This window comes from Streptomyces sp. PL-29 (assembly GCF_058344425.1).
This window is the reverse complement of sequence record NZ_CP136996.1, coordinates 1382989-1396143: the sequence shown is the minus strand read 5'-3', so window position 1 is coordinate 1396143 and position 13155 is coordinate 1382989. Positions and strand designations below refer to the sequence as shown.

Here is a 13155-nt window from a genome sequence, read left to right as displayed (position 1 = left end):
CCCCACCCGCCCCCGAAAGAACCGCGCCCCCGAAAGGACGCCGCCATGCCGACGGGCAGATCCACCACGCTCCAGGAACCGGCCGAGATACGCACGTACAAGGGCCAGGACCGCGCACTGCGCGCCGACCGCCTCGGCACGGCCGGCCTGCTGCTCTCCGTACTCGCCGCGAGTGCCCCCCTGATGGTCGTCGCGGGTGTCATGCCCACGACTTTCGGTCTGATGGGCGTGGTCGGCCAGCCCCTGCTCTTCGTGATCCTGGGCCTCGTCCTTGCGCTGTTCAGCGTCGGTTACGCCGAGATGAGCCGCCACGTCCACAACGCCGGCGCCTTCTACGCCTACATCGCCCGCGGCCTGGGCCCCACCGCCGGTGCCGCCGCCTCGCTCGTCGCCCTCGTCGCGTACAGCGCCATGCAGGTCGGCGTCTACGGCATCCTCGGCTTCGAGATCTCCGGCCTCTTCGCGACCTACCTGGACATCGAGCTCGCGTGGTGGATCCCGGCCCTGCTCGCGGTCGCCGTCACCGGCGCCCTCGGCTGGCTCAAGATCGACCTCAATGCCAAGGTCCTCGGCGTCCTCCTCCTGATCGAGTGCGCCCTCGTCGTCATCTTCGACGCCGCCGCCCTCGCCGAGCCGGGGCCCGAAGGGCTCTCGCTCCACGCGTTCAATCCCGAGACCCTCAGCGGGCCCGGCCTCGGCACCGCCCTGTGCTTCTGCATCGCCGCCTTCGTCGGGTTCGAGCAGTCCCCGGTGTACGCCGAGGAGACCAGCCGGCCGCACATCGTCGTCTCCCGCGTGATGTTCCTCGCGGTCGGCTTCGTCGCCCTCTTCTTCGCCTTCAGCGCCTGGGCCCTCACCGTCGCCACCGGCCCCCGCGAGGTCGTCGGGACCGCGGCCGAAGCCGGCCCCGGCCTGCTCTTCCAGCTCACCGAGGCGCGGCTCGGCACCGCCTTCACCGACGTCCTGCACGTCCTCTTCGTGACCGGCATGTTCGCCGCCATGCTCAGCTTCCACAACGTCGTCGCCCGCTACGCCTTCGCCATGGGCCGCGAGGGCCTCCTCCCCGCAGCCTTCGGCCGTACCAACGCGGGCACCGGTGCGCCCGCCACCGGCTCGCTCCTGCAGACCGGCATCGCGACCCTGGTCGTCCTCGCCTTCGCGGTCACCGACGACCTCCCGGCCGGCGACCCCACCGCACCCGTCCTGCACCTGTTCACCTGGATGGGCAGTGTCGGGGCCCTCGGTGTGACGCTCCTCATGGCCGCCGCCTCCGTCGCCGTGATCGCCTTCTTCGTCCGCCGCGGCACCGCGGGCGCCCAGGTCTGGCGGCTCGTCGCGGCCGCCGGCGCCGGCCTCGCCCTGCTCGCCATCGCCGTCTACACCGTCAAGGACTTCGGCGTCCTGGTCGGCGCCGAGGAGGGCTCGGCGCTCAGCTGGGTCCTGCCGGGCATCATCGGGGCCGCCGTCGTGGTCGGCCTGCTGTACGGAGTCCTCCTGCGCCGCAGCCGCCCCGAGGTCCACGCCCGGATCGGCCTCGGCAACGAAGCCTTCCGCCTCGACCAGGCGGCTGAGGGCACACCCGGCGACTGACCTCTCTTTCCAACCTCCACGAAGCCCCTGGCGCCCGTTTCCAAGGTCGTCGGGGGCTTCCGCATGCAGGGGGTGATTTTGGCGGCGGGCCCGGCCTCGTGGTCTCCTATGGCGATCAAATCACCCGGAAGCCACCACAGGGGACACCACCCAGCTCCCCTGCGAGGCCGTCCGGGCTGCCTGTCCCACCCACGAAGGCGACGTCATACATGACCGACCGCACCATGACCGAGGCACCCGCCCCGGCGTCCTCCCGCCATGTCGACGCCGGTGACGAGGGGTACAGCAAGGACCTCAAGTCCCGCCACATCAACATGATCGCGATCGGCGGAGCGATAGGCACCGGCCTGTTCCTCGGCGCCGGCGGCCGCCTCGCCGGTGCCGGCCCCTCCCTCGCGATCGCTTACGCGGTGTGCGGCGTCTTCGCCTTCTTCGTGGTCCGCGCCCTCGGCGAGCTCGTCCTCTACCGGCCCTCCTCGGGCGCCTTCGTCTCCTACGCCCGTGAGTTCATGGGCGAGAAGGGCGCCTACACCGCCGGCTGGCTGTACTTCCTGAACTGGTCCACCACCACCGTGGCCGACATCACGGCCGCCGCCGTGTTCGCCCACTACTGGTCCGCGTTCACCGACGTCCCCCAGTGGGTCCTCGCGTTCATCGCGCTCGCCATCGTCCTCACCGCCAACCTGATCTCGGTGAAGTACTTCGGCGAGATGGAGTTCTGGTTCTCCATCGTCAAGGTCAGCGCCCTGGTGATCTTCATGCTGGTGGCCATCTACCTGGTCGCCACCAGCCACCCGATCGACGGCCACACCCCCGGCCTCACGACGATCACCGACAGCGGGGGCCTCTTCCCCTCCGGCGTGCTGCCGATGCTCCTGGTGGTCCAGGGCGTCGTCTTCGCGTACGCCTCCGTCGAGCTGTGCGGCGTCGCCGCGGGCGAGACCGAGAACCCGGAGAAGATCATGCCGAAGGCGATCAACTCCATCATGTGGCGCGTCGGCGTCTTCTACGTCGGCTCGGTCGTGCTGCTGGCCCTGCTGCTCCCGTACACCGCCTACTCCGCCGACCAGTCCCCGTTCGTCACCGTCTTCGACAAGCTCGGCATCCCGGGCACCGCCGGCATCATGAACCTGGTTGTCCTCACCGCGGCCCTCTCCTCGCTGAACTCGGGCCTGTACTCCACCGGCCGCATCCTGCGCTCGATGGCCCTGTCCGGCTCGGCCCCGAAGTTCACCGGCGTCATGAACAAGGGCAAGGTCCCCTACGGCGGTGTCCTGTTCACCGCCGCCTTCGGCGTCGCGGGCGTCGGCCTGAACTACTGGATGCCCGGCGAGGCCTTCGAAATCGTCCTCAACCTCGCCTCCATCGGCATCCTGGGCACCTGGGGCATGGTCATGCTCTGTTCGCTCTTCTTTTGGCGCCGCTCGCAGAACGGTCTGGTCTCCCGCCCGTCGTACCGCCTGCCCTGGGCCCCCTACACCCAGGTCGTGACCCTGCTCTTCCTCGCCACGGTCCTGGTGCTGATGTGGAGCGACGGCGGCGTCGGCCGCACCACGGTCATGCTCGTCCCGGCCATCGCTGCTGCTCTGGTGGGCGGCTGGTTCCTGGTCCGCGGCCGAGTGGCCGCACTGGCCGCCGGCCGGGACTGACCCCTCCTGAGGCACCCGGGGCCCTCGTGCCGGCCGCCGCCGGTACGGGGGCCCGTTGCGCTCCGCACGCCCCCGGGCGGCGGCCGGCCGGGGCGGCGCCACCGGACCGGCCCGTCCGGCGCGGGGTCCAGGACGCACGAGAGGCCGGCCGGGATTTCTCCCGACCGGCCTCTCGCTGTTGTGTCCGAGGGGGGACTTGAACCCCCACGCCCGATAAAGGGCACTAGCACCTCAAGCTAGCGCGTCTGCCATTCCGCCACCCGGACCGGGTGTGTGCCGTCCGCCTTTATGGGGCGTTGCGACGAGCGAAACACTACCAAACATTCCGGGCCCGCCGCCGCGCACCCGGTGCGGCCGTCGGCCGTGCCCGTGAACGAAGAAGGACCCCGCTGAAGCGGGGTCCTTCCGTCGGTGTCCGAGGGGCGGCTCGAACTCTCTACTCGGGCACCAGCCCCTTTGCCTTCTGGCCTGGGGAAACGTGCCCCCCGAGGTCACTTCATCGTGGCTGCGGTCGGGCACGGTTACCTGGCACTTCTGCCTGTTCCCGCCTGGTGGTGGTCATGCGTCGGTCACGTGGCCAACCCTCGGGCCCGAGCCCTCCAGGCGGCCGAGAACCGCCCCACAAGGGCCCTGTGAACGATCATTGCCCCTGACGCTCAGACGCCGCCGCAACGAAGCTCGTGCACGTTGGCGTGAGCCGCGACGCCGGAGGCAGTCGTGGGGCTACGGTTCATCGGGATTGACCCAAACGCGGGGCAGCGGGTTCCCCCACCGTATGAATGGACGAGGACAAGGGGGAGCTGGTGTTTCAGCGCTGCGGCGGAGCTGAACGCGGCGAGCCTCGACCCCGCGCTTCGACCTCTGCGCCTGACTTTTCAGCACCACCTGACTGACGGCGCCGCCCAACGGGCGCGCCGAGGTCCGCCGGCAGCTCCACCGCCCGGCCCGGCCCGGCCCGGCACTGCTGGGCGGGTGCTGGTGCCTCAGTTGTTGCACCCAGCGACGGTGTTGGCCGGGGCGCAGTTGTTCGGCGTGTTGTTGGAGAAGCGGCTTCCGACTGCGGTGACCGTGGACGTCGTGTAGATGCCACCGCCGTCGGTGGCGGAATTGCCTCTGACGGTGACGCCGACGAGCGTGGCGGTGTCCCCACCGTCGTAGTGGAGGCCTCCGCCGGTCCCTGCGGAGGTGTTGTCGCGAAGCGACCCGCCGGACATCCTGAGCGGCCCCGTGGTGTACATGCCTGCGCCGAGGCTGGTCGCCTCGTTGCGGGCGATGGTCACACCCGAGAGCCGGACCTGGGAGCCCGGGGCCCCGACGGCCAATCCCCCACCGATGCGTCCGGTGTTGTCGGTGATGGAGCCTCCGATGGCGTCGATCGTGTTACCGGGCGCACCGATGGCGAGCCCCCCGCCCAAACCTGGCGAGGTGTTGCCCTTGATCGTGACGGAGCGCAGGACGATCTCCTGATCGGGGCCACCGGTACCGACCCCACCGGCGTAGTTGCTTGCACTGTTGTCCCGCACGGTGCCGGAGTTCGCGACCAACTTGCTGCCGAGGCCGCCGAGGAGCACGCCGCCGCCGAAGCCGGCGGAGTTGTTCCGCACCGCGCTGGAGTTGAGGGTGAGGAGAGGGCCGATGCTTGCGATACCGCCACCGAAGGTGCCAAAACTGTCGCGCACGGTACTGGAGTTGAGGGTGAGCGTGCCGTTGTTCAGCACGCCGCCCCCGAGCTCGCCGGGGAGATGGCCATTGGCCAGGGTGACGCCGGTGAGACTGAGGCTGGCGCCGGTCCCGACCTCCATGACGCGGAAGTTCGTCGCCGCGCTGCTGCTGCGGGCGATGGTCGAGCGGGAGCCCGCGACCTTGATGTTCCCCGTGACCGGGGTGAGCCCGGTGTTACCGCCGAAGGCACTGTCCAGGGTGTAGGTGCAGCCCGGCGCCAGGGCGATGGTGAAGGCGCTGGATACGGCGTTGCCCTGGACGATGGCGGCATTCAGTGCGGAAACGTTCCCGCAAGGGACGTACGCTGCGGCCTGGGCAGGGCTCGCCAGGGCTACGGGCAGGGCCATGACGCCCATGGCGGCCAGTACGGCCACGCAGCCCCGCAGCGCTCGGCGCGGGGGATGCGCCCCGGAGCCCGGCTCGCCCAGGGTGGCGGGCGGCCTCGACAGCATGGATGGGGACACAACGACTCCTGGATGACCGGGCTGCCCCCGTGGCATGGTCATCGCTCGGCGCGTGACCGCGAGGACAGCGGACGTACATCCGGCGGGATAGCCGGTGCCGACGCCCCCGTAACGTTTCGATGTGCGGTCTGCGCTCCGATGCCCCGGGGATTCCCCATATCGGCGTATCGGCGTATCGGCGTATCGGCGGCAGCGAGGTCGGCGAGGCAGGGCCGTCATGGGCAGACGTGGACGGGGGCTCACGGCCCGCTCCCGCCCGCACGGCGCACGACGCCCGCGCGCGGAGCACTACACCACGGCCCACTACGGGCATCCGCGTAGGGGCGGAGCAAGGACGGAGCGCGGAAGCGCGCGCCCTCCGGTGTGGACCGACACACGGCCCGTCTTGCATGGTCTGACCAGGGGCTCGCTGGACCATGGGTCACGTGGTCGGTCACGCCGCCGCCCGGAAAGCAGAAAACCCCACGTGAAGTGGGGTCTCAGCTGGTGTCCGAGGGGGGACTTGAACCCCCACGCCCGATAAAGGGCACTAGCACCTCAAGCTAGCGCGTCTGCCATTCCGCCACCCGGACCGGGTGTGTGCCGTCCGGCCCTCGCGGGCCGTTCCGACAGGGGAAACAGTACCAAACGGCGGGGGGTCCTCGACCGCACCCCCCGACGGCCGAGGAGCACCCTTGGGGAGAGCGGCCCGGGGCGGGAGGATGGGAATGTTCGGTACTGCGTGGATCAGTGGGAGGAAGCAGCGTGAGCCAGGCGAGCGCGGGCAAGACCGTCTCCGGCGAGGACGAGGTCGTCGACCTCTGTCGGGACCTCATCCGGATCGACACCAGCAACTACGGAGACCACTCGGGCCCCGGGGAGCGCAAGGCGGCGGAGTGGGTCGCCGAAAAGCTCGCCGAGGTCGGGCTGGAGCCGCAGATCTTCGAATCGCACAAGGGGCGCGCCTCGACGGTGGCGCGGATCGAGGGGGAGGACCCCTCGCGACCCGCGCTGCTGATCCACGGGCACACCGACGTGGTTCCGGCGAACGCCGCGGACTGGACGTACGACCCGTTCTCGGGCGAGATCGCCGACGGCTGCGTGTGGGGCCGCGGCGCAGTCGACATGAAGGACATGGACGCGATGACGCTGGCCGTCGTCCGCGACCGGATGCGCAGCGGCCGTAAGCCCCCGCGGGACATCGTGCTGGCCTTCCTCGCCGACGAGGAGGCGGGCGGCATCTACGGGGCGCGGCACCTCGTCGACCAGCATCCGGGCCTCTTCGAGGGCGTCACGGAGGCGATCGGCGAGGTCGGGGGCTTCTCCTTCACGGTGAACGAGAACCTCCGGCTCTACCTCGTGGAGACCGCCCAGAAGGGCATGCACTGGATGCGCCTGACGGTGGAGGGCACCGCGGGCCACGGCTCCATGACCAACAACGACAACGCCATCACGGAACTGTGCGAGGCCGTGGGCCGGCTCGGCCGCCACCAGTGGCCGGTGCGCGTGACCAAGACCGTACGGTCCTTCCTGGACGAGCTCTCCGACGCGCTCGGCACCCCCCTGGACCCGGACGACATGGACGCCACGCTCGCCAAGCTCGGCGGCATCGCCAAGATGGTGGGCGCGACCCTGCGCAATTCGGCGGCACCGACGATGCTCGGCGCCGGCTACAAGGTCAACGTCATCCCCGGCCAGGCCACGGCCCACGTCGACGGCCGCTTCCTGCCGGGCTACGAGGAGGAGTTCTTCGCCGATCTGGACCGCATCCTCGGCCCCCGCGTGAAGCGGGAGGACGTGCACGGCGACAGGGCGCTGGAGACGGACTTCGACGGCCGGCTGGTGGACGCGATGCAGGGCGCGCTGAAGGCGGAGGACCCGATCGCGCGGGCGGTGCCGTACATGCTCTCGGGCGGCACGGACGCCAAGTCCTTCGACGACCTCGGCATCCGCTGCTTCGGCTTCGCGCCGCTGCAGCTGCCCCCGGAGCTGGACTTCGCCGGCATGTTCCACGGTGTGGACGAGCGGGTTCCGGTGGAAGGTCTGAAGTTCGGGGTGCGCGTGCTCGACCGGTTCATCGACAACGCCTGAGATTCGAGAAGGTGTGCGCATTCCACTGGGAAGAGTGAATGCACTCATACGCTCGTAGCCCCGGTGATCCCTCCTCGTTACAGGTGGTGCGGTCCGCGGCTGGGACCGCACTTTGCCTACTAGGAGGAACAATGCTCAAGAAGGTTGTCGCCGCTGCGGCTGCCACCGGTGGTCTGGTTCTCGCGGGTGCGGGTATGGCCGTCGCCGACGCGGGTGCCCAGGGTGCGGCCATCGGCTCCCCGGGTGTCCTGTCCGGCAACGTCGTCCAGGTCCCGGTTCACGTCCCGGTCAACGTCTGCGGCAACACCGTGTCCGTCATCGGCCTGCTGAACCCGGCCTTCGGCAACACCTGCGTCAACGCCTGACGCGTCTGAAGTCTTCGGCCCCGGAACGCAATCCAGCGCTCCGGGGCCACCGGGCTTTTACGGTCCGGAACCAGAACCACTCATCGGCGTACCAGGCGGGGGAGCCTGGACGGTCGGGCCCTGCGGGCCCCGACCGACACGTACACACCAGGGGACGAGTACAGATGCGACGACCGGCACAGGTCACCAGGAAGACCCTGATCACCATCGCTGCCGCGGGGGGTGTCCTCGCACTGGGCGGGGGTTACGCACACGCGGACTCCGGGGCTGCGGGGCATGCGAAGAACTCTCCGGGCCTGCTGTCCGGGAACGCTGTCCAGGCGCCCGTTGACGCACCGGTGAACGCCTGCGGGAACACGGTGACCGTGGTGGGAGGCCTCAACCCGGCCTTCGGGAACCACTGCGCCAACGGCTCGGGCCACGGCAGGCCGGGCCACCCCGGTCACCCGGGCCACCCCGGTCACCCGGGCCACCCCGGTCACCCCGGGAATCCCGGCCACCCCGGTCACCCGGGTGATGGCGACGAACCGTGCGACGACCACCCGGGAACCCCCGGCAACCCCGGTACCCCGGAGAACCCGGGTACCCCGGAGAACCCGGGCAACCCCGGTACCCCGGAGAACCCCGGTACCCCGGGCAACCCCGGAACTCCTGAGAACCCGGGAACCCCCGGTATCCCGGAGAACCCGGGCAACCCCGGTACCCCGGAGAACCCGGGAACCCCCGGTACCCCGGAGAACCCGGGCAACCCCGGAACCGGTTCCGTCACCCCCGTCACGCACCCCGGCACGGGTACCGGCACCGGGGTGACCCCCGGCCTCGCCGCCACCGGATCCGGTGACGTGCTGACCGCGGGCCTCCCGATCGCGGGTGGCCTGCTGCTGGCCGGCACCGTGCTCTACCGGCGTTCCCGGAACGCCGCCTGACGGTCGCTCACCACGCGGGCCCCGCCCCCGGGGCCCGCGTTCACCAGGTGGCGCGGACCTGACGGATGATCCGGCGGCGCAGTCGCACGCGGCGGCTGCCGTCCCGGTGCAGGCTCAGCCGGTCGATCTCCCAGTTCCCGTACTCGGCATGGTCGGTCAGCAGGCGGGTGGCTTCCTTGCGAGGAACCCCGCGGGGCACGTACACGTCGACAAATTCGTATTCCGGCATCGCATCTATTGTGCGGGCAGAGCCTCGCTACGGATAGCGTCTGCTCTATGTCTGATGCCGCTCTGCCCACTGTTGCCGAGGTCCGCGCCGCCGCCGAGGCGGTCAAGGCCGCGCTCGACCGCCACCTCGCCGCGGTCGAGCGCAGGATCGGGGACGAGGATCCGGACGTCTACGCCGCCTTCAACGAACTCGCCGCCGCCGCCGAGGAGTACGACGAACTCCTCTACGACCGCTACGACGAGGTCACGCCCTTCGAGATCCCGACGCCCGAGGACGGCGTCCCGTACACCGGCCCCGCCGAACCCGCCGCCTTCAGCGTGCTCATCCGCCGCGACTACGCCGTCGTCGAACCGGCGCGCATGATCGCCCAGGCCGAGCGCGTCGCCGCGCACGACCGGGACGCCGACTTCGTCCGCGACGGCGGCACCGCCGACGCCCTCGGTGTGATCTTCGGGGAGTACGAACCGGACGAGATCGCCTCCCGCTCCAAGGACTTCGGGTTGGAGGAGGGCGACTCCACGCTCTGGATCGCCGCCTCGGAGGACATGGCGGAACCGGGGGAGTGGCTGGGCTCGCCCTTCGGGCACATCGACCCGCAGGACGTCCTGCACCGGTTCGACGTCAGCTCCGTCTTCGACGAGGAGGCGGACGGGTTCGACGACGCCGAAGGCGAGGGCGAGACCGCCCGGCCCGGCCTGGCTCCCGCCTGACCTCCGGGACCGCGCTCCGGGCGCGGGCCGACACCGTGTCCTCCCGCCCCGGGGCGGGAGGACACGGCCGACTACTGCTCCGCGTGCTCGCCCGCCGCTGCGAGGGCCTTCAGCAGACCCGCCAGCCGCGTCGTGCGCGGCTTGGGCAGCACCTCGGCGACCGCGCGCGGCAGTGCCTGGTCGACGCCGTGCACCACCGACAGGTGCCGCTCGGCCCGACCGAACGCCGTGTAGACCCAGTCCCGCGACAGCGCCTGCGCCGCGTCACCCGGCAGCACCACGACCACGGCGGGCCAGCGCGCGCCGACCGCCTGATGTGCCGTCACCGCCCAGCCGTGCCGCACCTGGGACTCGACGAGCTCCTTGGGTACCACGATCGGCGCGCCCGCACGGTCCAGGTGCAGCCCCTGGGCGTCGGCCGACACCACACGGGCCGGGAGGGCCCGGCCGGCGGACGGCACGTGGACCACGCGGTCGCCGGGGTCGAAGCCGCCGAACCGGCCCGGGCCGGGATTGAGGCGCTCCTTGAGCGCGGCGTTCAACGCCCGGGTCCCGGCGGAGCCGCCGTGCCCGGGAACGATCACCTGGACGCCGTCCGCCGGGATCCCGAAGGCCCGCGGCACCGACTCGGCCACGAGCTGCACCGCGCGGTGCACTGCCTCCCCGGCGTCCCGCACCGGGACGATGACGACCTCCTTGCCAGGCGTCTCCACCTGGTTCAGCTCCCCGATCCCCACCCCGGAGACGAGCTCTCCGAGGGGACCCGGATCCGGCGTGCGGGAGACCAGCTGCGGGCAGGTACGTGCAGCCAGCAGATCGGCGAACACCCGCCCCGCCCCCGCGGAGCCGAGCACTCCGGGGTCTCCGGACAGGACCAGCCGGGCTCCGTCCGGAACGCCCTCGACCAGCGCGGCCGCCGCCTCCACGTCCAGCTGCGGCGCGTCCAGCACGACCAGCAGGTCCACCGGGAACTGCCCGTCCGCGTCCCGTCCGGGCCCCTCCAGGCCGGACAGCAGGCCGGCCACGGTCACCGAGTCCGGGCCGCCGGGCGCGTGCGCGGCCACGCAGACCCGCAGACCCAGCCCGCGGGCCGCCGCGGCCAGCGCGAGGGGCTCGGCCCGGGCCGCCTCACCACCCGTGTGGGTGACCAGGGCGTGGCCCGCGACCGCGCGGATCAGCTCGCCGGAAGACCGGTCCGGCGCCGCCGCGGCGGCCTGCTCCCAGTCCGCCGGGCCGCCGAAGGTGCCGGACAGCCGGGCCAGGCCGTCGGCCAGGCTCTCCTCGGCCATCGCGGCACCCTCCAGGCCCACGAGGATCCGTACCGGCTGCTCCTCGCCCTCCTCCGCCGGCGGGCCGAGGGGCTCGTGGAAAACCAGCACCGAGGCCTCCGCGACGGCCCGCTCCAGCGCCTCGGCCGGGTCCGGCACGCCGTACTGGGCCAGAGCCTTCTCCAGGACCGGGGCCTCCAGCGCGGTGTGCCCCTTCAGGCCCGCCTGCTCCAGCAGCCAGCCCACCAGGACCCCCGTGCGGCGCTCGTCCCCGGGACCGGCCCCGTCGCCCAGCAGCGTGCGGGCGAAGCCGTCGGCCTGCGCCGGCCGTACGGCGGGGACCGCCAGCAGCCGCCACGGGTTCTCCGCGAGCTCCTGCGCCGCCGCGTCGCCCAGGGCTGCCGCCACGGGGGCGGCCAGCGACTCGGGAGCGCCACCGCGGGCCAGGACCGCGCGCACCGCCTCGACTACGTCGGCGGCGGGTACGGAGGCCGGCGCCGGCGCCGGAGCGGCCGGGCGCGGGGACGGGGGCACCGGGGCCGCCTTGCGGGGTGCGCTCGGCGCCTCGTCGAAGTACGCGGGGGCGGGCTTCTCGCCGCTCTCCACGGCCCGTACGGCGGCCAGCAGGTCGGCGGCCTTCCCGCTGAGCTTCGCGCCGGCCTCTACGGGGCGCTCCCGCTCGGCCTTGCGCCGGGCGATGCGCTCCCGCTCGATCTTCTGCGCGGCCAGTTCCGCTTGGGCCTCGCTGAGCCCGCCGCCCGCGGCGGGCTCAGCGGTGTCGTCGGCCGTCGCGGGCGCCTCCGGCCCGGGGGTCGCGGTGGGCCCCGCGGGGCTTTCCCCCACCCCGTCGCTGCCCGCCCCCGAGGGCTCCGCCGCAGGGCCACCGCCACCGGCCGGGCCGTCCGCCGGCGGCTTCGCCCCCTTGCCGTCCTCGCCGTGCGGTGCGGCAGTCCCGGCCGGCTCGTCCGTACCGGCTTCGTCCGTACCGGCTTCGTCCGTACCGGTCTCGCCCTGCGGTGCGGCGGGGCCGGCCGGGTCGTCCGCGGCAGCGGTGGCGGGATCGGCCTGACGGTCCGTACTCACAGCGTGCTCCAGTCCTGATCGGGATAGCGGTGCTCCGGCGCCGACACGTCGTCCAGCGCCCGGCGGATCTCCTCCGGAAGACTAAGCGCCTCCACCGACAGAGCCGCCGCGAGCTGCGCCGACGTGCGCGCGCCGATGATCGGCGCGACCACCCCCGGCCGGTCCCGGACCCATGCCAGGGCCACCTGGAGCGGGGTCACGGCCAGACCCTGCGCCGCCGTCACCACCGCGTCCACGATCCGGCCCGCCGCATCGTCCAGGTACGGCTCCACCAGCGCGGCCAGGGACGGCGAGGCGCCCCGGGAGTCGGCCGGCGTACCGTCCCGGTACTTGCCCGTCAGCACTCCGCGGCCCAGCGGGGAGGAGGGCAGCAGGCCGACCCCCAGGTCCAGGGCCGCGGGCAGTACCTCCCGCTCGATCCCGCGCTGCAGCAGGGAGTACTCCATCTGCGTCGCGGCGATCCGGGTGCGCACCCCGGGCGCCGCGAGCTGCCAGGTCGCCGCCTTCGCCAACTGCCAGCCGCAGAAGCCGGCCACTCCCGCGTACCGGGCCCGGCCGCTGCTCACCGCCAGGTCCAGGGCTTGCAGGGTCTCCTCCAGCGGGGTCGCCGGATCGAAGGCGTGCACCTGCCACAGGTCGACGTAGTCGGTGCCCAGCCGGTCCAGCGAATCGTCCAAGGCGGCGAGCAGACGGCCCCGCGAGCCGTCGAAGCGCCGGTCCGGGTCCGGCACGCTGCCCGCCTTGGTCGCGATCACCAGGTCCCGGCGCGGGACGAGCCCGCCCACCAGCCGCCCGAGGAGGTACTCGGCCTCCCCGCCGCCGTACACGTCGGCGGTGTCGACCAGGGTGCCGCCCGCCTCCCAGAAGGTCTTCACCTGTTCGGCGGCGGCTTCCTCGCCGGTGTCGCGGCCCCAGGTGAGGGTGCCGAGGCCGATCCGGGAGACGCGCAGTCCGGTGCGGCCGAGATGCCTCTGCTCCATGAGCGCTGAGACTACTGGGGCGCTGACGTGGAGCACTCGGGCGCGCTACAGTCCCCGCACATCAACGTTACTGATCGGTACACCGGTAAGGGGACGACA

Annotated in this window: 10 protein-coding genes and 2 tRNA genes; 6 read left to right on the top strand and 6 right to left on the bottom strand. The window is 72.1% G+C overall.

Translation table 11 applies throughout. The features are described 5' to 3' along the window. Nucleotides 1-45 precede the first annotated feature (45 nt). Together R4Z63_RS06370 and R4Z63_RS06365 are read left to right on the top strand one after the other, a co-directional pair. A complete protein-coding gene (locus R4Z63_RS06370; RefSeq protein WP_037925738.1) occupies nucleotides 46-1590 on the top strand; it encodes an APC family permease in 1545 nt (514 codons plus the stop codon). Nucleotides 1591-1799: 209 nt separating this feature from the next. Further along, nucleotides 1800-3239, top strand: a complete 1440-nt coding sequence (locus R4Z63_RS06365) for an amino acid permease (RefSeq protein ID WP_037925740.1) — start codon at nucleotides 1800-1802, stop codon at nucleotides 3237-3239. A 181-nt stretch (nucleotides 3240-3420) separates the two neighbouring features. Here the strand turns inward: R4Z63_RS06365 and R4Z63_RS06360 are convergent. From R4Z63_RS06360 to R4Z63_RS06350, 3 genes are all read right to left on the bottom strand, one after another. Further along, nucleotides 3421-3505, bottom strand: a tRNA-Leu gene (locus R4Z63_RS06360). A 717-nt stretch (nucleotides 3506-4222) separates the two neighbouring features. Then, nucleotides 4223-5425: a hypothetical protein gene (locus tag R4Z63_RS06355; RefSeq protein ID WP_384446989.1), complete on the bottom strand. Its 1203-nt coding sequence runs from the start codon at nucleotides 5423-5425 to the stop codon at nucleotides 4223-4225. Between the two features lie 484 nt (nucleotides 5426-5909). Continuing rightward, nucleotides 5910-5997, bottom strand: a tRNA-Leu gene (locus R4Z63_RS06350). Nucleotides 5998-6169: 172 nt separating this feature from the next. Between R4Z63_RS06350 and R4Z63_RS06345 the strand changes: the two genes are divergently transcribed. From R4Z63_RS06345 to R4Z63_RS06335, 3 genes are all read left to right on the top strand, one after another. Further along, nucleotides 6170-7495, top strand: a complete 1326-nt coding sequence (locus tag R4Z63_RS06345; RefSeq protein WP_037925745.1) for a M20/M25/M40 family metallo-hydrolase — start codon at nucleotides 6170-6172, stop codon at nucleotides 7493-7495. Between the two features lie 131 nt (nucleotides 7496-7626). Next, complete coding sequence (gene chpH, locus R4Z63_RS06340) at nucleotides 7627-7860, top strand: chaplin ChpH (protein ID WP_037925746.1); 234 nt, start codon at nucleotides 7627-7629, stop codon at nucleotides 7858-7860. A gap of 164 nt (nucleotides 7861-8024) precedes the next feature. Further along, on the top strand, nucleotides 8025-8786 hold the full coding sequence (locus R4Z63_RS06335) for a chaplin (RefSeq protein WP_384446992.1): 762 nt from the start codon (nucleotides 8025-8027) through the stop codon (nucleotides 8784-8786). A 40-nt stretch (nucleotides 8787-8826) separates the two neighbouring features. Here the strand turns inward: R4Z63_RS06335 and R4Z63_RS06330 are convergent, their stop codons facing one another. Then, nucleotides 8827-9015 (bottom strand): DUF5703 family protein, encoded by a 189-nt coding sequence (locus tag R4Z63_RS06330; RefSeq protein ID WP_030037337.1) that lies wholly within the window; start codon nucleotides 9013-9015, stop codon nucleotides 8827-8829. 47 nt (nucleotides 9016-9062) lie between these two features. Here R4Z63_RS06330 and R4Z63_RS06325 point away from each other — a divergent pair, with 47 nt between their 5' ends. After that, nucleotides 9063-9725 (top strand): hypothetical protein, encoded by a 663-nt coding sequence (locus tag R4Z63_RS06325; protein WP_384446994.1) that lies wholly within the window; start codon nucleotides 9063-9065, stop codon nucleotides 9723-9725. A 71-nt stretch (nucleotides 9726-9796) separates the two neighbouring features. Here the strand turns inward: R4Z63_RS06325 and R4Z63_RS06320 are convergent, their stop codons facing one another. Together R4Z63_RS06320 and R4Z63_RS06315 are read right to left on the bottom strand one after the other, a co-directional pair. Next, nucleotides 9797-12076 (bottom strand): helix-hairpin-helix domain-containing protein, encoded by a 2280-nt coding sequence (locus R4Z63_RS06320; protein ID WP_384446996.1) that lies wholly within the window; start codon nucleotides 12074-12076, stop codon nucleotides 9797-9799. Beyond that, complete coding sequence (locus R4Z63_RS06315) at nucleotides 12073-13056, bottom strand: aldo/keto reductase (protein ID WP_384446998.1); 984 nt, start codon at nucleotides 13054-13056, stop codon at nucleotides 12073-12075. The genes R4Z63_RS06320 and R4Z63_RS06315 overlap by 4 nt, the downstream gene beginning before the upstream one ends. Between the last annotated feature and the right edge of the window lie 99 nt (nucleotides 13057-13155).